The organism is Brevundimonas sp. NIBR11 (assembly GCF_027912535.1).
GTDB lineage: Bacteria > Pseudomonadota > Alphaproteobacteria > Caulobacterales > Caulobacteraceae > Brevundimonas.
On the sequence record NZ_CP115465.1, the window covers coordinates 940895 to 962877 of the forward strand.

Below are 21983 nucleotides of genomic sequence, written 5' to 3' on the forward strand. Positions count from 1 at the left end.
ATTCAGTCGACGCTTGTCCACGGCGTCAGGGGGCGGACGGTGGCGCAGGCGGGCGTGCCGTCCTTGTCGCGACCGGGCAGGGTGACGGCGATCACCGCGCCGGGCTTCAACAAGACGGCGGGGATGTCGTGGACGTCGATCTTGGCGCGGCGAGAGACGACGGGCAGCCCCGGCATGGCGCCGCCGATGGCGATATAGACGAAGCGGCGGTCCTTGCCCTCGCGACGGACCCAGGTCCCGCCGAGCTTGCCGTCGGGCCGCAGGTCGACCGGCGTGTCGAAAGTCAGGGGCGCCTCGGTCGACAGACGGATGTCGTGGGGCGCGTTCCTGGCGTCCTGGCGCCAGTAGTGCAGGCCCGGCACGGGGTCGGCGATGGTCAGGCGCAGGGTGACGGTCTCAATCATGGCTCACCACATGGGCGCCGCGCACCATGCGGACGAAGGGCAGCGGGCGGTCGGGGGCGTGGAGGCGTTCGGCGACCTCGCCGAGGACGAACCGGGTGATGGCGGGCAGGTCCAGGGCGCGGGCGTCCGCAAGCGGAAGCCAGGCGATCTCGTCAAGTTCGCCGGAACCGGCCGTGGGCTCGGGCGCCAGCAGGGCGGAGGCGTCAGCCATGAAGAACCGGGCGTCGAAGCGCCGCGTGCGACCCGGCGGGGTGATGGCGCGGGCGACATAGGAAAGGGCGGCCAGGTCGGGCAGGGCCCCCGCCTTGCGGAACTCTCGCCAGGGCCCGGCGACGGAGGCCGGCGGAGCGGCGCGGCCGAGGATCAGGCCGGTCTCCTCGAAGGTCTCGCGGACGGCGGTCAGGCACAGGGCGCGGGCGCGACGGGCGGTCACTTCGGCTTCGAGACGGGCGCGGGTTTCGGCGGCCGGGTCGCTGCAGGCGGCTGCGGTGAAGTCGGCGCGGTCGATGCGGCCGCCGGGAAAGACCCATTTCGACGCCATGAAGACGTGGCCGGGGGCGCGGCGGCCCATCAGGACTTCAGGACTCTTGTCGTCTCGGACGAGGATCAAGGTGGCGGCGTCCTTCGGCCTTTGTCGCGGCCCCGTGGCGCGCGGAGCGTCGCGGAGATCCTGGGCGGCGTCGAAGGGCTGGAACGGGGAAGTCGGCACGGCGAAAGACTAGCACTCCGCCGTGCGGGATGAGGGCGAAAATCGGCGAGAATGGTCCCGGCGTCGCCAGTCGGCGGCGAGGACCACCGTGGCCGCGGCGCCGGCTGCCGTTTCGCCACCGCCTCCCAGCGAGAGCAGAAGCTCTCGCTGGGAGGCGTTCAGGACGTAGAGCCGGGCGCCTGTCGACCTGATCTAGCGCCGCTTGCCCTTCCGGACGCCCTTGAGGCCGCCGGAGGGCTTGCTTCCGTTGCGAGGCTTCGGACCGCCGGGACGATTCTTGCCGCGCGAGGGAGGGCCGTCGCCGCCGCGTCCGCGCATGCCCAGGCGCGGGGCCGGGGCGTTGGGGTCGCGGGATTCGGGGTCGGAGAGCATCTCGAAGAGGAGTCCGCCGGTGATGGGCGTGGCTTCCTTGAGCTTGACCTCGACCATGCGGCCCAGGGTGTAGCGCTGGCCCGAGCGTTCGCCGACGAGGGCGTGGGCGCGGTCGTCGTGGGTGAAATACTCATTGCCCAGCGAGCCCACGGGAACGAGACCATCGGCGCCCGTCTCCTCCAGCCGGACGAACAGACCGAAGCGGGTCACGCCGGTGATGCGGCCGGTGAAGGTCGCGCCGACGCGGTCCGAAAGGATGGCGGCGATGTAGCGATCCATGGCGTCGCGCTCGGCGGCCATAGAGCGGCGCTCGGTCTGGGTCACCTGATCGGCGATGGCCGGCAGTTCGGCGATCTCGCGGTCGGTCAGCCCGTCCTTGCCGAGGTTGAGGGCGCGGATCAGGCCCCGGTGCACGATCAGGTCGGAATAGCGCCGGATCGGCGAGGTGAAGTGGGCGTAGCGGTCGAGATTCAGGCCGAAGTGGCCGAGGTTCTCGGGCGAATAGATGGCCTGCATCTGGCTGCGCAGGACGACCTCGTTGACCACCTCGGCGTGGGGGCCGTCGCGGGTCTCGTCCAGCAGTTTGTTGAACCGCTTGGTGGTCGGGGCCTCGCCCTTGTTCCACGGCTTGCCGATGGTCGACAGGAAGTCGGCGAGGTTGAACACCTTCTCCTGGCTCGGCGCCTCGTGGACGCGGAAGATGAGCGGGGTCTTCTTCTGCTCCAGGGTCTCGGCGGCGCAGACGTTGGCCTGGACCATCATTTCCTCGATCAGCCGGTGGGCTTCGAGGGAGACGCGTTTCTCGATCGAGGCGATGCCGCCGTCGGGCGACATGCGGATGCGGCGTTCGGCCGAGTCGATCTGCAACGGGGCGCGCTTCAGGCGGCCCTTCAGCATGGTGTGGTAGGCGTTCCACAGCGGATACAGGATGGTGTCCATGATCGGACCGGTGGCGTCATCGGTACCGCCGCCTTTGTCCGGGCCATCGATCGCGGCCTGGGCCTGCTCGTAGCTGAGCTTGGCGTGGCTGCGCATCAGGCCGCGGTGGAAGCGATGGCCCGTCTTTCGGCCATCCTTGTCGAAGACCATGCGGACGGCCAGGGTCGCGCGGTTCTCGCCTTCCTTCAGGCTGCACAGACCGTTCGAGAGGCGCTCGGGCAGCATGGGCTCGACGCGGTCGGGGAAGTAGGTCGAGTTGCCCTTGGCGCGGGCTTCGCGGTCGAGGGCCGTGCCGGGCCGGACGTAGGCGGCGACGTCGGCGATGGCCACCCAGACGATCCAGCCGCCCTCGTTCTTCGGATCGTCGTCGCGTTGAGCGTAGACGGCGTCATCGTGGTCGCGGGCGTCGGCGGGGTCGATGGTGATGAAGGGAATGTCGCGCAGGTCGTCGCGGCCCTTCAACGTCGGCAGGTCCTGATTCTCGGCCTCCTGCTCGACCGCTTCGGAGAAGCCCATCGGGACGTTGTGGGTGTGGATGGCGATCAGGGAGGCGGCGCGAGGGTCGTCCTCCTTGCCGATGGTCTCCAGGATCTTGCCGCGCTTGGGACCGTAGCGGTGATCGCCCTTTTCAATGGATGCCAGCACCAGGTCGCCGTCGCGCAGATCGGCCGCCTGGACGGCGGGGACGATCAGGACGTCCTTGGAGCGGCGGTCGACGGGCTCGACGCGGGTCTCCTTGTTGGACTTCCTGATGACACCGAGGACGCGGTTGGTGCCGGTATCGAGCACCTTGATGAGGCGCGCTTCCCAGCCGTTCGGGCCATGCTCGAACTTGGCGAGGACGCGGGCGCCGAGGCCGGGAGCGGTCTTGGTCTTGTCGGGGACGAGGAGGGCGCGCGGGGCGTCGGCCGAGGCCTCGACCAGGCGGACGTAGAGGTCGCCGTCGTTGTCGCGCTCGACCACGTCGGCGACGCCGACGGGGGGCAGGGCGCCGGCTTCGGTGAAGCCCTTGCGGCCGCGCTTGCCGAGCTTGCCGGAGGCCTCGAGGCCCCGGATCATTTCGCGCAGGCGTCTGCGGTCTTCGCCCTTGAGGCCGAAGTGTCGGGCGATGTCGCCCTTTTCCGCCGAGCCGGCTTCGCGCAGGAAGGCCAGCAAAGTGGCTTCATCCGGCAGTCCGGCCGCGGGTTTCTTGGGTTGGTTGGTCATTCAGTCTTTCGGTTCGCCGGACGCATCCGCGTCGGCGGGATTGAGATGGTCTACGCCCAATGCGGCGGCGGCGCGCGCCATGCCGTGATCGAGCGTGAGAAGGGTTGCGCCGAGGCGGTGGGCCGCAGCGAGGTGGATGGCGTCCGGAGCGCGGAGGCTGACGCCAGGGCGGCGGACGAAGGCGGTGGCCTTTTCGATATCTCCCTGATCGACAGCGAGACGATCAGATGAGGATGAGACCCAGACATCGAGATCTCTGAACAGAACATCCGCCTCGTCCAGCGTCCGGTGACCGATCCGGACCAGGCGGGCGATGGCCGAGGAGGATTCGGCGACGCAGAAATCACTGACGAGAGGCGGATCGCTCCGTTGAAGAACGTCATCGATCTGATGGCTTGTCGGTTCGCGGGTGATCAGGGCGACCAGCGCGCTGGCGTCGAGCCAAAGCCTCACTCAGGGTCTCCGTCGCGCATGGCGCGCACCAGTTCGGCGGCGGACATGCCCAAGGGTGGTCGCTCATCCCGGCGACGAGCAAACTCTTTCATGAAAGCCAGTCGCTCCTCGCCGCTCAGACGTGCCGGAACGGCGACGCGTGACAACTCAGCGATCGGCTTGCCGTGCTTGGTGATGGTGATCCGCTCCCCCTCCTGCACGCGATCGAGCAGGTGGGTGAAGTTGTTCTTCGCCTCGGCGACGCCGTAGCTGGCCATGACCGGAACTCTCCAAATCTGGCCATAAGTATAGCCATTTTTGCCCCGGTTCGCAATTCGGACCCAGACGACCTAGATCGGGAGCCAGACGAATCCGATGGAGTCGAACGCCCATGTCCCTGTCCCAACACCCGACCCTGAGCGCGCCGACCGGTTCGCTGCTGGACCTGATCGGCAGGACGCCGATGGTGGAGGTGACGAAGATCGACACGGGCCCCTGCCGCCTGTTCCTGAAACTGGAAGCGCAGAACCCCGGCGGGTCGATCAAGGACCGGATCGCGGTCTCGATGATCGAGGCGGCGGAGCGGGAAGGGTGGTTGAAGCCCGGCGGCACCATCGTCGAGGCGACGGCCGGCAACACGGGCCTAGCGCTGACGCTGGTGGGGCAGGCCAAGGGATATAAGGTGTTGCTGGTCATCCCGGACAAGATGTCCAAGGAAAAAATCCAGCATCTGCGGGCCATGGGCGCTGATGTGCGCCTGACGCGGTCGGACGTCGCGCACGGTCACCCTGAGTACTACACCGACATGGCCGAGCGGCTGGCGCAGCAGATTCCGGGCGGGTTCTTCGTCAACCAGTTCGCGAACCATGCCAACTCCGAAGCCCATGTGAAGACGACGGGGCCGGAAATCTGGGAACAGATGGGCCATGACGTCGACGCTTATGTGGCCGGGATCGGCTCGGGCGGCACGATCACGGGCGTCGCCCAGTATTTGAAGAGCATCGGAGCGAAGACCGAGATCATCCTGGCCGATCCGGTCGGGTCGGTGCTGGCGGGAATCGTCAACGAGGGCGTGCCGGGGCCGGAAGGCTCCTACACCGTCGAGGGGATCGGCCAGAATTTCGTGCCCGAGACGGCGGACATGAGCCTGATCGACAAGGCCTATTCCATTCCGGACGCCGAGGCGGTGGCGACGGTGCGCGAACTGCTGCTGAAGGAAGGCATTCTGGCCGGGTCGTCGTCGGGGACGCTGATCGCGGCGGCCCTGCGCTGGTGCCGCGAGCAGACCGAGCCGAAGCGGGTCGTGACCTTCGTCTGCGACACCGGGGCCAAGTATCTGTCCAAGGTTTACAACGACGCCTGGCTGGCCGATCAGGGTCTGGGCGAGCGCGAGATCCATGGCGACCTGTCGGACCTGATCACGCGGAAATACGCCAAGGGCGACGTGGTTACGGCGGGGCCGGAGGACACGCTGGACACCGCCTTCAAGCGGATGCGTGGGGCCGATGTCTCGCAGCTGCCGATCATCCAAGACGGCCGTCTGGTCGGCATTCTGGACGAGAGCGACATCGTCCACATCATGAACACCGACGAGATCACCCGTAAGGAGCGGTTCGCCAAGCCGGTGTCCTCGGCCATGACGCGCGATCTGGACACGGTCCAGGTGACGGAGCCGCTGGACGCCCTGATCCCCCTATTCGACCGCGACCGGGTGGCGATCGTGCTGGACGGCGAGACCTTCGTCGGGCTGATCGCCCGCGTCGACCTGATCAACCACCTCAGCCTGAATCGGTAAATCCATGGCAGACCTGAAGAACAGCCAGGGTTTCTCGACCCGAGCCATCCATGCCGGCCAGCGGCCGGACCCGACGACGGGTGCGGTCATGACTCCGATCTACGCCACCTCGACCTACGCCCAAGAAAGCCCGGGCGTGAACAAGGGCTATGAGTACGCCCGGGGCAAGAACCCGACGCGCGAGGCCTTCGAGGCCTGCATCAACGATCTGGAGGGCGGGGTTCAGGCTTTCGGCTTCGGCTCGGGCATGGCGGCGACCTCGACGGCGCTGGAACTGCTGGACGCCGGGTCGCACATCGTCACCGGGGACGACCTCTACGGCGGATCGTGGCGGCTGTTTGAGCGGGTGCGGCGCCGGTCGATGGGGCTGGACTTCGCCTATGTCGACATGGCGGATCTGAGCGCCGTCGAGGCGGCGATCACGCCGAAGACCAGGATGATCTGGGCCGAGACGCCCACCAATCCCCTGATGAAGCTGGCGGATATCGCCGGCCTGTCGGGGATCGCGAAGCGGCACGGTCTGCTGCTGGTGGTGGACAACACCTTCGCCACGCCGTGGAGCCAACAGCCGCTGAAGCTGGGCGCCGACGTGGTCATGCATTCAGCGACCAAATACCTGAACGGCCATTCCGACATCATCGGCGGAGTTCTGGTGGCGGGCTCCGAAGAGATCGCCAGGGAGCTGAAGTTCCTTCAGAACTCCATTGGCGGGGTCATGGGGCCGTTCGACGCCTTCCTGGCCAACCGGGGTCTCAAGACGCTGGGCCTGCGCATGAAGGCGCACAACGAGAATGCGCTGGCCATAGCGCGCTGGCTTGAGGCGCGCATCGGCAAGCCGAGCGGCGGGGTGGCCAAGGTTCTCTATCCCGGCCTGATCAGCCACCCGCAGCACGAACTGGCCACACACCAGATGAACGGCCGGTATGGCGGCATGGTCACGGTCTTCATCGACGGCGACCTGTCGCGCACCAAACAGGTGCTGGAGCGGGTGCAGGTCTTCACCCTGGCGGAATCGCTGGGCGGGGTCGAAAGCCTGGTGAACCACCCGGCCATCATGACCCACGCTTCCGTGCCGAAAGAGGTGCGCGAGGCCGGCGGGGTGACCGAAAACCTGATCCGGCTGTCGGTCGGGGTCGAGGATCTAGACGACCTGATCGCCGACCTGGAGCAGGCGCTGAGCTAGCCCTCAGAAGTAGGTCGTGACGCTGGCGACCAGGGCCTTGGCGTACTGGGGATTCGATGCGTCGGCGTCGGTGTCGTGATAACGGACGTCGACGTCGAGCGACGGGGTCAGGGCGTAGCGCAGGCCCGCGTTCCAGCCGGTGTAGTCCGGCGCGGCGTCCTGTTCACGGCGACCCACGGCGACCGTGCCTTCCAGCCGGTCGGTGAAGTCCCAGCCCATGCGGCCCTCGACCCAGGTCCAGGCCTTGGTCGTTCCCGAGCCGTCCGGCGAATGCTGAACCTGAAGCCGGGTCCCGAGCGGTCCGATGTCGCGCGAGACATTGGCCGTGAACTCCCAGCTCGCGTCGTCCGAGCCGGGGGCAGCGTCCACCAGCCATTTGTGCTCGACGTTCAGATCGACCTCGAAGCCCATGACTTCCGGACGCACCCCGGCGAGCAGGGACACCTCCAGATCGGATCCGGTCGAGGACCGGATCGTCTCGAATGCGGGGCCGGCGTAGAACAGGCCGTCGGCGGTCGACCACTCGGCCAGGCCGGAAATCGAAGGATCGCCCGCCGATTTCGATGCGTCCTTGGACCGGTTGTCGGTGGTGGCGCCGAGGGCGAAAGACCAGTCGCCCGACGTCTGGGCCTGGGCGAGGGTCGGCGTCAGGACGACGAGGGCGAGGGCGGCGAGGCTAAGCGGACGGATCATCCGGCCACGGTTTAGGCGACGCCGACCTTCTTGGCGAATTCATCCGTGGCCTGCGCATATTCGTCGCGGAGGCGCTGGACCAGCTGGGCGGCCGGCAGAACGTCGTGGATCGTGCCCGCGCCCTGTCCGGCGGACCAGACCGTCTTCCAGGCTTTGGCCTCGTCGCCCATGTCGAGCTTGTGTTCGGGCAGGGCCTTCGGGTCGATGCCGTTGGCCTCGAGCGACTTGGTCATGAAGTTGGCGGGGATGCCCGAGACGGCCGGGGTGTGGACGATGTCGGTCGCGCCACTGTCGATGATCATGTCCTTGTAGCCGTCTGGGGCCATGGCCTCGGTCGTGTTGATGAAGCGGGTGCCCATGTAGGCGAAATCGGCCCCCATCATCAGGGCGGCCGCTACGTCGCCGCCGTTCGACAGGCAGCCGGACAGGATGATCGTGCCCTTGAAGAACTCGCGCACCTCATTGACCAGGGCGAAGGGGTTGATGATGCCGGCGTGACCGCCGGCGCCGTTGGCGACCAGGATCAGGCCGTCGACGCCGGATTCGGCGGCCTTCTTCGCGTGGCGGACGTTGGCGATGTCGTGGAAGACCACGCCGCCGTAGCCGTGAACCGCATCGACGACGTCGCGCACGGCGCCCAGGGAGGTGATGATCAGGGGGACCTGCTGCTCCACCGAGACCATGACGTCGGCCATCAGGCGCGGGTTGGTCGGGTGGACGATGTGGTTGACCCCAAAGGCGGCGGCGTCGGGCCTCAGGCGCGACTTGATGTCGATCAGCCACTCCCGATAGCCCTCGGTCGTGCGGGCGTTCAGCGAGGGGAAGGTGCCGATCACCCCTGCGTTGCAGCACTCGACCACCAGGTCCGGGCCGGAGACGAGGAACATCGGCGCCTCGATGACCGGCAGCTTGAGGCCCTTCTGGAGGGAGGCGGGGATGGCCATGGCGATTCCTGTGTCTCTCTGGGGACGTTTCGTTTGGCTACGCATAGCGGGGTGTCGCTGCGGAATGCAAATGGCCGGCGGGCGCCCGTGGCTTGGACTCAGGGAGAGCCGAGTCCAGAGAGTCCAGATCCGAGACGTCGCAGCAGGAAAGCCCGGCAGATCATTGATTCATCTCCCCTCTGTCTGTCGAAGATCCTTGGACTCGAGTCCACACCCGACCGCGCCTGACCGGCCTGACGTGCAGATCGTCGCGAGGCTGCGTCGGGCGGAGGCCGAGGCCCACTGGCGCCGCGCCTTTCGCTGCGCAGGCGGAGGCGCTAAATCCCCGCGATGACCACAGACACCTCCGGCCTGAGCCAGCTCGGCCAGCATATCGTCCAGCCCGCATCACCCGAAGAGGCGGTGCTGGAGCGGGTTCCCAATCCGCACAACGACACCCTCTATCTGGCCCGGTTCACGGCGCCGGAGTTCACGTCGCTGTGCCCGGTGACGGGCCAGCCGGACTTCGCCCACATCGTCATCGACTATGCGCCGGGCGACTGGCTGGTCGAGTCCAAGTCGCTGAAGATGTACCTGACCGCGTTCAGGAACCACGGCGCCTTCCACGAGGACTGCACCGTGGCCATCGGCAAGCGGCTGGCCGACCTGTTGCAGCCGAAATGGCTGAGGATCGGCGGTTACTGGTATCCGCGCGGCGGCATTCCGATCGACGTGTTCTGGCAGACAGGGGCCCCGCCGGAAGGTCTGTGGTTGCCCGACCAGGGCGTGCCGACCTATCGCGGACGGGGCTGAGCCTCCCTAGCGTCTCCTCCCGACCAGGCTGACCAGCGTCGGCAGGACGAAGAGGGTCAGGATCGTCGCGGTCGTCAGGCCGCCGATGACGACGGTGGCGAGGGGTTTCTGGACCTCCGCGCCGGCGCCCGAGGCGAAGGCCATGGGGACGAAGCCGAGGACCGCCACGAGCGCCGTCGTCATGATGGCGCGCAGGCGTGAGACCGCGCCCTCGAAGGCGGCGTCGGACGGCGAGGCGCCGGCGGCGGTGCGTTCACGGATGGCCTGCATCAGGACGAGGCCGTTCAGGGTGGCGACGCCCGAGACGGCGATGAAGCCGACCGCCGCCGAGATCGACAGGGGCATGCCTCGGGCCGCGAGCGCCAGGACCCCGCCGACGAGGGCGAGGGGGACGCCGGCGAAGACCATGGCCGCGTCCTTCCACGAGCGGAGCGCCATCCACAGGAGGCCGCCGATAGTCAAAAAGACGATCGGGACGATCAAGCCGAGGCGAGCGGAGGCGCGCTGGAGGTTCTCGAACTGGCCGCCCCAGTCGATCCAGCCGGAGGGCGGAGGCGTGACCTCGGCGGCGACTCTGCTCTGCGCCTCGGCGACGAAGCTGCCGAGGTCGCGGCCGCGGACGTTGGCCTGGACAATCATGCGGCGCTTGCCGTCCGAGCGGCTGATCTGGTTCGGCCCTTCAGCGACGTCGAAGCGGGCGACCGACGACAGGGAGACGGTTGGGGCGCCGGCCTGAGCGTTCTCGGGCATGACCGGCAACTGTTCCATGATGGTCGGATCGTTGCGGAACTCGTCGCCGAGGCGGACGACGACGTCGAAGCGCCGGTCGCCTTCGTTGACCTGACCGGCGGACCGACCGGCCAGGGCGATGGCCAAGGCGTCGGCGGCGTCAGAGGCGTGAACCCCTTGAGCCGCCGCCGCCGTGCGGTCGACGGTGGCCGTGATGGTCGGCTGACCCGAGACCTGTTCGACGCGGACGTCGGCCGAGCCGTCGATGCCGTTCAGAATCGTCGCGACCTGTTGCGCCGTCCGCTCCATCGCGGGGAAGTCGTCGCCGTAGATCATGACCGCGACGTCGGACCGGACCCCGGCGATCAGTTCGTTGAACCGCATCTCGATCGGCTGAGTGAACTCGTAGTTGTTACCGAGCAGACGGGAGAGGCCTTCCTCCATCCGCTCGACGACGGCGGCCTTGGGTTCGCCCGGGTCCGGCCAGTCCTTACGGTCCTTCAGCATGACGAAGGTGTCGGAGATGGACGGCGGCATGGGGTCGGACGCCACCTCGGCCGTGCCGGTGCGGGTGAAGACGCGTTCGACCTCCGGCATGGCCTTCAGGGTGGTCTCGACGCGGAACTGCATGGCCTGGCTCTGTTCGAGCGAGGTCGAGGGGACGCGCAGGGCCTGGACCAGGACGTCGCCCTCGTCGAGCTGGGGCACGAACTCGCGGCCCAGGGTGGCGAAGGCGATAACGCCGGCCAGAAGGGCGACGCCGGCGCCGATCAGGACCGCGCGGGGACGGTCGATGGCAGTGCGCAGCAGGGGGGCGTAGCGGGCCTTGGCCGCGCGGGTCAGCTGGGTCTCCTCATGGTCGGCCTTCGGTTCCTTCACGATCAGAGCGGCCATGGCCGGGACGAAGGTGAAGCTGAGGACGAAGGCGGCCAAAAGGGCCAGCATGACGGTCGCGGCCATGGGGCCGAACATCTTGCCCTCCACGCCTTCGAACATGAGGAGGGGGGCGTAGACGAGCAGGATGATGGCCTGACCGAAGGCGGCGGGACGGGCCATTTCGCGCGCCGAGGCGGCGGCGATGGACAGGCGCTCGGCGACGGTCAGGGGGCGGCCTGCCTCGTGCCGGGCGAGGCCGAGGCGACGCAGGGTGTTCTCGATCACCACCACGGCCCCGTCGACGATCAGGCCGAAGTCGAGCGCGCCGAGGCTGAGGAGGTTGGCGCTGATGCCGAAGCGGTTCATCGCCGAGGCTGCGAACAGGAAGCTCAAGGGGATGACCAGGGCCGTGATCACCGCCGCCCGGACGTTGCCGAGGGCGAAGAACAGCACCGCGATGACCAGAAGGGCGCCGAGGGCGAGGTTGTGCTCGACCGTGGCGATGGTCGCTTCGACGAGGTCGGTGCGGTCCAGTTCGGGTCGGAGGGCGACGCCGGGCGGCAGGCTCGATTTGATCTCTTCAAGGCGTTGGCCGACGCGGCGGGCGACCTCGCGGGAGTTCTCGCCCTGGAGCATCAGGGCGGTGCCGATCACGGTCTCGCGGCCGTCGGCGCTGGCGGAGCCGAGGCGAGGGGCGCGGCCGATCTCGACCACGGCGACGTCGGAGACGCGAATGACCTGCCCGCCGCGGTTGAGGATCGGGGTCTGGGCGAGGTCGTCGAGGCTCTTCAGACGGGCGTCGGCGCGGACGATATAGGCCTCGCCCGCGCGGTTGACGTAGCCGGCGCCGGCGATGCGGTTGGCGTGCTCCAGCGCCTCGACCAGTTGCACCAGGCCGACGCCGTAGGCGGCGAGGCGGCCGGGGTCGGGGTGGACGGCGTATTCCTTGACGTACCCGCCCAGCACGTCGACGCCGGCGACGCCCGGCACGGTCTTGAGCTGGGGCGCGACGATCCAGTCCTGAACCGTGCGGAGATAGGTGGCCTTCTCCGGATCGGTGACGAGGCGCTCGCCCTCGGGCGTGACATAGGCGACGCCGGAACGGGCGGCCGGGCCGGTGAAGTCCAACGTCCAGATGTAGACCTCGCCGAGGCCCGTCACGACCGGGCCCATGGAGGGCGACAGGCCCTCGGGCAGGTCCTCGCGCGCGGCCTGGAGCCGTTCGTTGACGAGGGTGCGGGCGAAATAGATGTCGGTGGCGTCGGTGAAGACGGCCGTGATCTGGGAGAAGCCGTGGCGCGACAGGGAGCGGGTCTCGATCAGGCCGGGCAGGCCGGCCAGTTCGGTCTCCAGCGGGAAGGTGACCTGGCGCTCGACCTCCTCCGGCCCCAGGGCGGGGGCGACGGTGGTGATCTGGACCTGTCGGTTGGTGATGTCGGGGACGGCGTCGATGGGCAGGCGCAGAAGTTCCCGCCCGCCGAGGACGGCGAGGACGACGGCGAGGCCCACGACGAGCCAGCGGAAACGTACGGAGGCGTCGATGATGCGGTCCAGCATGATCAGTGACCGTGCTCGGCTTCGCCCTTGGCCAGTTCGGCCTTGAGCAGGAAGGCGCCGGCGCCGGCGATGCGTTCGGATCCGTCGAGGCCCGAGACGATCTCGATGCGGCCGTCGGAGGTGCGGCCGGTGACGACGGGGCGGGCGCGGAAGCCGCTGGCCTCGGCGACGAAGACGGACGGGACGCCCTCGATCGTCTGGACGGCGTCGAGCGGGACGACGAAGGCGCCGGTCCCTGCGCCGGCGGTGATGCGAGCGGAGAGGACGGAGCCGGCGGGCGGGACGGTTCCGTCAGGGCGGGCGCGGACGATGACGACGCCGGCCTCGTTGGCGGGAGCGATGGCGGTGACGACGCCGGAGACGGCGCTGGAACCGGCCAGCGTGCTTTCCAGCCGGTCGCCGATGCGGATGAGGGCGGCGGCCGAGGGCGGGGCTTCAAAGACCAGTTCGACGCGGCCCGGATCGGCGACGGCCGCGACCTGGAGCGCCTCCTCGTGCAGGACTTGGCCGGGAGCGGCGCTGATGCGGGTGACGACGCCGGCGATCGGGCTGCGGACCACGGTCAGGCCGTCCGAGCCGGGCGTCCCGAAGGCGCCGACACGGGCGCGGGCGGCGCGAAGCTGGGCCTCGGCGCGGCGGGCCTCAGCGGCCGTGATGTCCAGCCGGGCCTGTGAGACCCAGCCTTGATCAAACAGGCGGCGGTCGCGATCCACGGCCGCGCGGGCGGCGTCGGCGGAGGCGGATGCGGCGTCCGCCTCCGCGCGGGAGGCGGCGCCGTCGGGGCTTCGGACCGTGACGAGGGGCGAACCCGCCGAGACGCTGTCCCCGAGGCCGACATGGACGCGGGTGACGGCGCCGCCAAGGGGTGCGTCGACGGCGGCCTCGGCGCCCGGCGCGAAGTCGACGCGACCGGGTAACTTCAGCTCCGACCCGCCGCCGCGTTGAAGGGCGACGAGGGTGACGCCGGCCTCGGCGGCCTCGGCTGGGGACAGGGCGACGACGGCCGCTTCGCCTTCCCCGTCGGAATGGGCCTCTTCCGCGTGGGCGGCCTCGGGGGCGGGGCGGTTCATCAGCTGGGCGGCGCCGAAGCCCACGCCCAGGGCGGCGAAGACGGCGGCGCCGGTCATCAGCCAGTGTTTCTGCGATTGCATATCGGATCCTCGCCCGGCGCATGACCGGGCACAGAGTTCAGGACGCGCGACAGCGAGGCCGCGCGAGGTTCTGCACGGACCGGGATCGGACCCGGTCGAGGATCAGAGGCGTGGAGGGCGTTCGGGTCCGGCGGGCCGGGCCAGAGGCGGGGCCGCCTCATGCATCCAGAGCTCGGCCGTGCGCGTGGCAAGGCGGGTGGGAGACGGCGCGAACACGTCCGGCGCGGTCGCCGCATGCTGGGCGTGGCAGCATCCGTTGGCGCAGGCCGGGCCGCAGTCGGGGCAGGGCGCGCCGTTGTCGGGGGCGACCTCGAAGGCGGTGCGCGTCGAGGCGGCACAGTCGGTATCGATGCAGATTTCGACCGCGAAGGCGGGCGCGGCGAAGGCCAGGCTCAGCAGCAGGGCGCCGGCCAGGCTCATGCGGGCGATCATCTTGCGCAGGAGGCGAAGCATCGCCGTCGCCTTATCACGGTTCGCACAAACCGCCATGAGGCGCGGCGAAGGGCGACCCTTCGCCGCGCATGCCGGTCAGGCCCAGGCGCCGGTGGCGATCTCGGGGCGGAAGTCGAAGTCCCCGTCGGTCGACAGGGTCAGGTCCTTCCAGGCGTCGAGCTCGGCCTGCAGGCTGTCGATCTTCGACTGGACGATCTTGAAGCCGTCCGACCCGGCGGCCCAGCGGACGGGCTGCTGCGGCGCGTTGGTCAGGGCGACAAGGGCGAGGCCGAGCTTGGCCGGATCGCCCGCCTGATTGCGGCTGCGGCCGTCGTAGAAGGTCTTCAGCGCTTCGGCGGCCTCGGCATAGTCGGCGATGGGCTGCGACCCATGCTTGACCGAGGTCGGCTCCAGGAAGTCGGTGCGGAAGAAGCCGGGCTCGACGATGGTCACCTGGATGCCGAAGCGGGCGACCTCCTGGGCGAGGCTCTCCGAGAAGCCCTCGACCGCGAATTTGGAGGCGCAGTACAGGGTCCCGCTCTCGCCGCCGGCGATGCCGCCGATGGACGAGACGTTGAAGATTCGGCCCGAGCGGTTGGCCCGCATCGACGGCAGGACGGCGCGGGTCACGGCCATGAGGCCGAAGACATTGGTGTCGTACTGGGCCTGAACGTCGGCGGCGGTGGATTCCTCGAACAGGCTGAGGTTGCCGTAGCCGGCGTTGTTCACCAGCACATCGATGCGGCCGAAGCGTTCAAGGGCCACGTCGACGGCGGGCTGGGCCGCGGTCAGGTCGGAGACGTCGAGCGTCAGGGACAGGACGCGGTCGCTGTCTTCGCCGAAGACCTTGACCAGGGCGTCGCGGTTGCGGCCGGCGACGACGATGCGGTCGCCGGCGTTCAGGGCGGCCTGTGCGATGGCCGTGCCGAGGCCGCGAGCGGCGCCGGTGATGAACCAGGTGCGGGGAGTGGTGGTCATGAGATGGCTCCTCTGGATGAGGACCGCTGTATGCGCCCCGGCCCGATCGGGGCGTAGACGGATGGCGCCAGTCTCTTGCACGATCCTGCCAAGCCGTCGGGTTCCGCTTGCCTGAGTGCGTTGTGAGGCGTTGAGTATCCCCATGGACCGCTTGCACGAACTCTCCGAGATCATCCGCCGGCACGCGGGCGCGACCGCGATGACGGTGGGCGGGCCGGACGCCATGCTGATCACCGCCGAGACGGTCACCCCGGCGCAGCAGATTGTCTACGAGCCGATGCTGTGCGTCATCCTGGCCGGGGCCAAGCGGACGACGCTGGGCAGCCGGACGTTCGACTATCATGCGGGCGACTATCTGGTGGTCTCGGCCGATCTGCCGGTTTCGGGACAGGTCCTGGAGGCGCCCTATGCGGCGGTCGGAATCGCTCTGGACCCGGCGGTGATCACCGAACTGATGCAGGAGGCCGGCGATGGCGTCGACGAGGCGGCCGCCCCGGCCCTAGCGGTCAGCCGAATGGACGAGGGTCTGCTCGACGCTGTCGGCCGCCTGGTCGCGCTGCTGGACCGACCCGCCGACATCCCGGTGCTGGCGCCGATGATCCGGAGGGAGATCGTCTGGCGGCTGCTGGTCGGGGAGAACGGCGCCATGGTACGCCAGATCGGGGCCAAGGACGGCCGGCTAGGGCGGGTGCAGCGGGTGATCCGCCAGCTTCGCGAGCGCTATGCCGAGCCGGTGCGGATCGAGGACCTGGCCGAACTGGCGGGGATGAGCGAGACCTCGCTGCACAGGCATTTCAAGGCGGTGACCTCGATGAGCCCGCTCCAGTACCAGAAGCAGGTGCGGCTGCAGGAGGCGCGAAATCGGCTGCTGTCGGACGGCCACGACATCGCGGGGGTTGGATTCGCCGTCGGCTATGACAGCCCGAGCCAGTTCAGCCGCGAATACAGCCGTCAATTCGGCCAGCCGCCGGGGCGGGACCTGCAGCGGCTGCGGGCCGAGCCCATGGCCGCGGCCGTGCTCTAGGGCGATTTCGCCGAAAGCTCAGGAATCGCTCATGCGCGGTTCGGCGGCGCGATCTAGGCTGGTGTCATGATCGCTCCGTCTCGTCTGCCGCTCGAAGCCTGGGGTCGTCGCGCGCTGGCGGCGGCGGACGCCTGGGCCGCGCCGTCGGCGTGGCGGCGGGCGCTGCTGGAATTCCTGTGGTTCGGGCTGAAGCAGGCCTACGCCTGCCTGTTCGGCGGAGCGATGCTGGGGCTGATCCTCGCCACCTTCCTGCTGTGGCCCGACGATAGTCCGATCTCGCGATACGACTTCCTCGTGGTCGGGGCGGTCCTGATCCAGGCGGCCATGCTGTGCCTGAAGCTGGAGACCTGGGCCGAGGCGCGGGTGATCCTGCTGTTCCATATCGCCGGGACGATCATGGAGCTGTTCAAGACGGCGCACGGGTCGTGGGTCTATCCGGAGGACAGCGTGCTCAGGATCGGGGCGGTGCCGCTGTTCTCGGGCTTCATGTATGCGGCAGTGGGGTCTTACATCGCGCGGGTGCAGCGGATCTTCCACATCCGGGTGCGCGGCTATCCGCCGATCTGGACGACCTGGGCGCTGGCGGCGGCGATCTACGTCAACTTCTTCGTCCACCACTGGCTGCCGGACATTCGGCTCGGATTGTTCGTGGCTGCGGCCCTGCTGTTCGGGCGAGGGTGGTTTTGGTTCACGGCGGACCGGATGCGGCTGAGGATGCCCCTGTTGCTCGGCTATTTCCTGGTCGCGCTGTTCATCTGGTTCGCGGAGAACCTGGGCACCCTGGGTCGCGCCTGGGCCTATCCGGCGCAGGAGCACCGATGGGAGATGGTGTCGCTGGCCAAGCTGGGCAGCTGGTATCTGCTGATGATCATTTCGGTGGTGATGGTCTCGATCGTCCATCGCCCGGAGGAGGAGCCGCGATGAGCGACGGATGGACGGAATCGGCAGACGCCTGGGTCGCATCGCAGGGCGAGGAGGGCGACTTCGGTCGGCGCTGGGTGATGGATGCGCCGATGCTGCAGCGGGTGCGGCTGAGACCCTACAGGCGCGCTCTCGACGTCGGATGTGGCGAAGGACGGTTCTGTCGCATGCTGAGGGCCGAGGGGATCGAGGCGGTCGGGATCGACTCGACCGAGGCCCTGGTCGACCACGCGCGACGGCTCGATCCCAGCGGCGATTATCGCCCCGAGGCGGCTGAGGCGCTGGGGTTCGAGGATGGTTCGTTCGATCTGGTGGTCAGCTATCTGTCGCTGATCGACATTCCCGACGTCAGGTCCGCGATCGCCGAGATGGCGCGGGTGCTGGCTCCGGGCGGGCGGCTGCTGATCGCCAATCTCGCGAGCTACAACTCCGCCGGCGACGCCAACGACCTGGGCTGGACGACCCTTCCGGACGGACGGCGGGCGCATGCGATGGACCACTATCTGGAGGAGAAGGCCAACTGGATCGCGTGGAAGGGCATCCGCATCCGGAACTGGCACAGGCCGCTGTCGACCTACATGACCCTGCTGCTGGATCAGGGGCTCATGCTGACGCATTTCGACGAGCCGCGCGCCCATGGCGGCGACCCGGCGCGTCAGGCCCACTACGACCGCGCGCCATGGTTCATGCTTATGGAGTGGGCGAAGCCCTAGGGAAGGGTGCTGGTCAAGGCGGCGACATCCGGCCGGTCGCGCTCCAGCAGCGGCTCGGCCGGCGTGCCCAGGTGGATGAAGCCGGCGACCTTCTCGCCCTCCGTCACGCCGAACAGGGGCAGGGCGTCGACGTCGTAGCTGTACCAGTCGGTGATCCAGCTGGAGGCGAAACCGAAGGCCGAGGCCGCGTGCTCCAGGTTCATGCAGACGGCGCCGGCCGACAGCTCCTGTTCCCACACAGGCTTGGCGCCCGGGGCGGCGGTCGAGACGACGAGGACGCAGACGGGCGAGGCGACGAGCTTGGCCAGCACGGCCTGGGCCTTGCTGGGCAGGCCCTTTTGTACGGCCATGGTCCGCAGACGGTCGGCGATCTCTGCACGGCTCTGCGGACCCATGACGACGAACCGCCAGGGGGTCATCTTGCCGTGATCCGGCGAGCGGGCGGCGAGCGTGAGAATTTCGGCCATCTGGGCCGCGTCGGGCCCGGGCGCCGTCAGGCCCTGGGCCGGAGCGGAACGGCGCACAGCCAGCCGGTTCACAAGTTCGGCGGACGGAACGGGCGAGGGCAGAGGGGCGCCGAGGTCGACGGGCGGGGGCAGGGTCATACGCCGTAGCTAGGCGTTCGACCTCTGCGGCGCCATATGCGGCGGATGATGGACTCCCGCGACGACTTCGACGCCAACCGCCCCGTGCCCGTCTGGGACCAGAACCCGCCCGCGCGGCCGACCTGGAAGAGCGACGGCGAGACCACGGTGTTCGAGAACCCGTGGATGCGGGTCACCTCTCACCCGGCCACGGCTCCGACCGGCGCGCCGGCGACCTATGTCGTCATGCGACCCCAGAATCTGGCGGCGGGGGTGCTGCCGATCCATGCCGACGGGACGGTGACCCTGGTCGGCCAGGCGCGGTTCCCGCTGGCCAACTATTCCTGGGAGATGCCTGAAGGCGGGGCGCCCTACGACGAGGACCCGCTGGAGGGGGCCAAGCGCGAACTGGCCGAGGAAGCGGGGCTGGCGGCCGGAACCTGGCGTGAGGTGCTGCGGATGGAGCTGTCCAACTCGGTGACCGACGAACGATGCATCTGCTGGCTGGCCTGGGACCTCGCGGAGGTGGATAAGGCGCCGGATCCGACCGAGGTGATCGCCCTGGCGCGCGTGCCCTTCATGACCCTCATGCGCGAGATCGACCGGGGCGCGGTTCGCGATTCCCTGACCGTGGCGACGGCCCTGCGCGCCTACCATATGGCGAAGGAGGCCCTGATCCCCGGCTGGCTGGCGCACGCCATGCTGACGCGGGTATGATGGGCGAATGGAGCCGGTGATGCACAAGCTTGAAGTCGTCGCGTCGCAGGACACGGTGTGGACGCAGCTGCGCGCCTCCGCCGAGGAAGCCGCGCGCGAGGAACCGCATCTGGCCTCGCTGGTGAACGCGGTGATCCTGTCGCACCACGACCTGTCGGCGGCCCTGAGTTTCCAGATCGCGAGGAAGCTGGGCGACGAAGAACTGCGCGCGATGACGGTGCGCGAGGTCTGCCTCTCGGCCTTCCACGCGGACCCCACCATCGTGGCGGCGGCGGAAGCGGACCTTCAGGCCGTGGCCGAGCGGGATCCGGCGATCAAGACGCTGTTGCAGCCGTTTCTCTACTTCAAGGGCTTCCAGGCGCTGCAGGCGTCGCGGGTGGCCCACTGGCTGTGGACCCAGGGGCGCGAGACCCTGGCCTTCCATTTCCAGAGCCGGATTTCCGAGTTGTTCCAGATCGACATCCACCCGGGCGCGCGAATGGGTTCCGGCCTGTTCCTGGACCACGGAACAGGGATCGTTATCGGAGAGACGGCGGTGGTCGGGGACGAGGTCTCCATGTTGCACGGCGTGACCCTGGGCGGGACGGGCGCCGAGCGCGGCGACCGCCATCCGAAGATCGGCAAGGGCGTGCTACTGGGCGCCGGGGCGAAGGTCCTGGGGAACATCGTCGTCGGCGACTACGCCAAGGTGGCCTCGGGGTCGGTGGTGCTGAAGCCGGTGCCGCCGGGCTGCACGGTGGCGGGCGTGCCGGCGCGGCTCGTCAACTGTCCGACGGACGCGACGCCGGCCCGGACGATGGACCATACCCTGGCCGACATCGTGTACGACTTCGTGATCTGACGCGTCGGGCTTCCCTTGGGGGAGCCGCTTCTCTAGGGTCCGCGCCTTCATTCCCGACCACCGAGGCCCCCGTGACCAACGAAGACATGAAGCGCATCGAGACGCACCTGAAGCGCACCTTCAACACCGGCGGCATCATCGTGAAGGCCCGGGCCAAGGTGAACGACTCGGCCGAGGTCTATGTCGGCGACGAGTTCATCGGCGTCGTCTTCGAGGACGAGGACGAGGACGGCAGCTTCATGTTCGAGATGGCGATCCTGGCCGAAGACCTGCCCGCCGACTGATCCCGCCGGGTTCCAGACACGAAAACGCCGGGCGGTGCGAACCGCCCGGCGTTTGTCGTTTCAAGCCGCTGTTTTCAGCGCTTGCCGAAGATCGCGTCGGCCAGCTTGTCGAAGAAGCCCTTCTTCGGCGCCGGAGCGGCGGACTTCGGGGCCGGGGCAGGCGCTGCGGCGGCCGGAGCCGCAGTAACAGCGGGCTTCGGAGCCGGAGCCGGGGCGGCGGTCACGGCCGGCTTCGGCGCGGGCGTGGCGGCGGGCTTGGCGGCCGGAGCAGGGGCGACAGCGGGCTTGGCGGCCGGAGCGGCCTTCGCGGCCGGTTTGGCGGCGGCTTTCGGGGCCGCCTTGGCGGCGGGCTTCGCCGCAGGCTTGGCAACGGCCTTCGAAGCGGCTTTGGCGGCGGGCTGGGCGGCGGCCTTGGTTGGGGCCTTGGCGGCGGCCTTCGGAGCGCCGGCCTTGACCGTGGTCTTCGGAGCGGCGGCCTTGGCGGCTGGAGCCTTCGCAGCCGCCGGCTTGGCGGCGGGCGTCGCGGCAGCCTTCGGAGCCGACTTCGCCGCCGGTGCGGCCTTCACGTCAGCGGGCTTGGCAGCGGTCGGCTTCGCGGCTGCAGCGGGCTTCGCCGTTTTCGCAGTCGACTTCGCGGCTGGTTTAGGCTTGGAAGCGGCGGGCGCCTTGGGCGACGCAGTAGACGGTGACTTGGCCATGTATTCCCCGACCCCTCGGTTGGAACGATCGCGTCCGTTGCGGGAGAGCAAAGGCGCAAACTCAACAGTATCGATTCGCAATGATACCGGCGTTTGAACAAATGTCCCATAATCCCGTACAGATAATCGCTCACGGCTCCAGAGCCGCCGCCGAAGCCGCAGCCGCCGACATCGATTCCGACGTCCTGCTGGAAGGCGCGACCTATTCCATACTGGAGGAAGACGAGGATCGCGGCATCTGGCGTATCGACGCCTTCCCGACGTCGCAGGAAGAGGTCGACATCCTGACCGCGCGCCTCGCCCAGCATCCGGATGTGACCGTAAAGATAGAGACCCTGGCCGACGCCGACTGGCTGGCCATGTCGCTTTCTGGCCTGCCGCCCGTGGAGGCGGGGCGGTTCTTCGTCTATGGCGCTCATGACCAGGGTCGGGTGCCGCCGAACCGGGTGAACCTCAAGATCGACGCCGGGGCCGCCTTCGGCACCGGCCACCACGGCACGACGGTGGGCTGCCTGATCGCCTATGACGATCTGTTGAAGCGCGAGCGGTTCGATCGGGTGCTGGACGTCGGCTGCGGCACGGGCGTGCTGGCCATCGCGGCGGCGCGGACCGGATCGACCGTGGCCATCGGCACCGACATCGACGAACCCTCGGTCCGGATCGCCAACGAGAACGCCAAGCTCAATCAGGCCAATGCGCGCTTCGTCCACGCCTCGGGCCTGAATGACATGAAGGTGCGGGCTGCCGCGCCTTACGACCTCGTGTTCGCCAACATCCTGGCCCCGCCGCTGGTCGCCCTGTCGCAGGACATCAAGATGTCGCTCCGGATCGGCGGGGTGGCGATCCTGTCGGGCCTGTTGCGGACGCAGGAGCGCCGCGTGTCGGCGGCCTATCTGTCACGCGGCTTCAAACTGGAGCGGCGCATCCACCGCGACGCGTGGAGCGCGCTGGTGCTGAGGCGAGTGGCGTAAGCGGAACCGTCCGCAAGCGGCGCCGTTTTGCTGGCTCA

23 protein-coding genes are annotated in these 21983 nt (G+C 68.8%); 10 read left to right on the forward strand and 13 right to left on the reverse strand.

Annotated elements, in window-relative coordinates; translation table 11 throughout:
- Positions 1-2 precede the first annotated feature (2 nt).
- The 5 genes from O5O43_RS04490 to O5O43_RS04510 form a co-directional block, all read right to left on the reverse strand.
- Positions 3-404, reverse strand: a complete 402-nt coding sequence (locus O5O43_RS04490; RefSeq protein ID WP_271085717.1) for a DUF5990 family protein — start codon at positions 402-404, stop codon at positions 3-5.
- Positions 397-1113 carry an NUDIX hydrolase gene (locus tag O5O43_RS04495; RefSeq protein ID WP_271085718.1) on the reverse strand — a complete coding sequence of 239 codons (717 nt, stop codon included), beginning with the start codon at positions 1111-1113 and terminating at the stop codon, positions 397-399. Before O5O43_RS04495 ends, O5O43_RS04490 begins: the two co-directional genes overlap by 8 nt.
- Before the next feature lie 192 nt (positions 1114-1305).
- Positions 1306-3630: a ribonuclease R gene (gene rnr / locus O5O43_RS04500; protein WP_271085719.1), complete on the reverse strand. Its 2325-nt coding sequence runs from the start codon at positions 3628-3630 to the stop codon at positions 1306-1308.
- On the reverse strand, positions 3631-4083 hold the full coding sequence (locus O5O43_RS04505; protein WP_271085720.1) for a type II toxin-antitoxin system VapC family toxin: 453 nt from the start codon (positions 4081-4083) through the stop codon (positions 3631-3633). It abuts the gene before it with no gap.
- Complete coding sequence (locus tag O5O43_RS04510) at positions 4080-4340, reverse strand: type II toxin-antitoxin system Phd/YefM family antitoxin (protein ID WP_271085721.1); 261 nt, start codon at positions 4338-4340, stop codon at positions 4080-4082. Before O5O43_RS04510 ends, O5O43_RS04505 begins: the two co-directional genes overlap by 4 nt.
- Positions 4341-4453: 113 nt before the next feature.
- Here O5O43_RS04510 and O5O43_RS04515 point away from each other — a divergent pair, with 113 nt between their 5' ends.
- Positions 4454-5857, forward strand: coding sequence for a cystathionine beta-synthase (locus O5O43_RS04515; RefSeq protein WP_271085722.1), 1404 nt, complete (start codon positions 4454-4456; stop codon positions 5855-5857).
- A gap of 4 nt (positions 5858-5861) precedes the next feature.
- Positions 5862-7040: a PLP-dependent aspartate aminotransferase family protein gene (locus O5O43_RS04520; protein ID WP_271085723.1), complete on the forward strand. Its 1179-nt coding sequence runs from the start codon at positions 5862-5864 to the stop codon at positions 7038-7040.
- Between the two features lie 3 nt (positions 7041-7043).
- On the opposite strand, the gene O5O43_RS04525 is transcribed toward O5O43_RS04520, so the two are convergent.
- Entirely contained in the window at positions 7044-7733 is a 690-nt protein-coding gene (locus O5O43_RS04525) for a TorF family putative porin (protein WP_271085724.1), read from the reverse strand.
- Between the two features lie 11 nt (positions 7734-7744).
- Positions 7745-8677, reverse strand: coding sequence for a nitronate monooxygenase family protein (locus O5O43_RS04530; protein ID WP_271085725.1), 933 nt, complete (start codon positions 8675-8677; stop codon positions 7745-7747).
- A 330-nt stretch (positions 8678-9007) separates the two neighbouring features.
- On the opposite strand from O5O43_RS04530, the gene queF reads away from it, so the two are divergent.
- On the forward strand, positions 9008-9469 hold the full coding sequence (gene queF, locus O5O43_RS04535) for a preQ(1) synthase (protein WP_271085726.1): 462 nt from the start codon (positions 9008-9010) through the stop codon (positions 9467-9469).
- 6 nt (positions 9470-9475) lie between these two features.
- Here queF and O5O43_RS04540 read toward each other — a convergent pair whose 3' ends face one another.
- The 4 genes from O5O43_RS04540 to O5O43_RS04555 form a co-directional block, all read right to left on the reverse strand.
- Positions 9476-12631, reverse strand: a complete 3156-nt coding sequence (locus O5O43_RS04540; RefSeq protein WP_271085727.1) for a CusA/CzcA family heavy metal efflux RND transporter — start codon at positions 12629-12631, stop codon at positions 9476-9478.
- Between the two features lie 2 nt (positions 12632-12633).
- A complete protein-coding gene (locus O5O43_RS04545) occupies positions 12634-13782 on the reverse strand; it encodes an efflux RND transporter periplasmic adaptor subunit (protein WP_271085728.1) in 1149 nt (382 codons plus the stop codon).
- A 102-nt stretch (positions 13783-13884) separates the two neighbouring features.
- The gene (locus tag O5O43_RS04550) at positions 13885-14235 is read right to left on the reverse strand and encodes a hypothetical protein (RefSeq protein ID WP_271085729.1); all 351 of its coding nucleotides are present in this window, start codon (positions 14233-14235) and stop codon (positions 13885-13887) included.
- 75 nt (positions 14236-14310) lie between these two features.
- Positions 14311-15192, reverse strand: coding sequence for an oxidoreductase (locus tag O5O43_RS04555; protein WP_271085730.1), 882 nt, complete (start codon positions 15190-15192; stop codon positions 14311-14313).
- 142 nt (positions 15193-15334) lie between these two features.
- Here O5O43_RS04555 and O5O43_RS04560 point away from each other — a divergent pair, with 142 nt between their 5' ends.
- From O5O43_RS04560 to O5O43_RS04570, 3 genes are all read left to right on the forward strand, one after another.
- Complete coding sequence (locus O5O43_RS04560) at positions 15335-16216, forward strand: AraC family transcriptional regulator (RefSeq protein ID WP_271085731.1); 882 nt, start codon at positions 15335-15337, stop codon at positions 16214-16216.
- 66 nt (positions 16217-16282) lie between these two features.
- Positions 16283-17140 carry a DUF817 domain-containing protein gene (locus O5O43_RS04565; protein ID WP_271085732.1) on the forward strand — a complete coding sequence of 286 codons (858 nt, stop codon included), beginning with the start codon at positions 16283-16285 and terminating at the stop codon, positions 17138-17140.
- Positions 17137-17850 carry a class I SAM-dependent methyltransferase gene (locus O5O43_RS04570; protein ID WP_271085733.1) on the forward strand — a complete coding sequence of 238 codons (714 nt, stop codon included), beginning with the start codon at positions 17137-17139 and terminating at the stop codon, positions 17848-17850. The genes O5O43_RS04565 and O5O43_RS04570 overlap by 4 nt, the downstream gene beginning before the upstream one ends.
- On the opposite strand, the gene O5O43_RS04575 is transcribed toward O5O43_RS04570, so the two are convergent.
- Positions 17847-18455 (reverse strand): nitroreductase, encoded by a 609-nt coding sequence (locus O5O43_RS04575; protein ID WP_271085734.1) that lies wholly within the window; start codon positions 18453-18455, stop codon positions 17847-17849. The two genes, O5O43_RS04570 and O5O43_RS04575, sit on opposite strands and share 4 nt — an antisense overlap.
- A 45-nt stretch (positions 18456-18500) precedes the next feature.
- Between O5O43_RS04575 and O5O43_RS04580 the strand changes: the two genes are divergently transcribed.
- The 3 genes from O5O43_RS04580 to O5O43_RS04590 all read left to right on the forward strand — a co-directional run bounded on the left by O5O43_RS04580 (position 18501) and on the right by O5O43_RS04590 (position 20276).
- Complete coding sequence (locus tag O5O43_RS04580) at positions 18501-19151, forward strand: NUDIX hydrolase (protein ID WP_348637151.1); 651 nt, start codon at positions 18501-18503, stop codon at positions 19149-19151.
- Positions 19152-19170: 19 nt separating this feature from the next.
- The gene (gene cysE, locus O5O43_RS04585; protein ID WP_271085735.1) at positions 19171-19992 is read left to right on the forward strand and encodes a serine O-acetyltransferase; all 822 of its coding nucleotides are present in this window, start codon (positions 19171-19173) and stop codon (positions 19990-19992) included.
- Positions 19993-20063: 71 nt separating this feature from the next.
- Positions 20064-20276 carry a DUF3126 family protein gene (locus O5O43_RS04590; RefSeq protein ID WP_271085736.1) on the forward strand — a complete coding sequence of 71 codons (213 nt, stop codon included), beginning with the start codon at positions 20064-20066 and terminating at the stop codon, positions 20274-20276.
- Between the two features lie 74 nt (positions 20277-20350).
- Here the strand turns inward: O5O43_RS04590 and O5O43_RS04595 are convergent, their stop codons facing one another.
- Entirely contained in the window at positions 20351-20842 is a 492-nt protein-coding gene (locus O5O43_RS04595; RefSeq protein ID WP_271085737.1) for a hypothetical protein, read from the reverse strand.
- Between the two features lie 233 nt (positions 20843-21075).
- Between O5O43_RS04595 and O5O43_RS04600 the strand changes: the two genes are divergently transcribed.
- Entirely contained in the window at positions 21076-21945 is an 870-nt protein-coding gene (locus O5O43_RS04600) for a 50S ribosomal protein L11 methyltransferase (protein ID WP_271085738.1), read from the forward strand.
- The last annotated feature ends 38 nt before the right edge of the window (positions 21946-21983 follow it).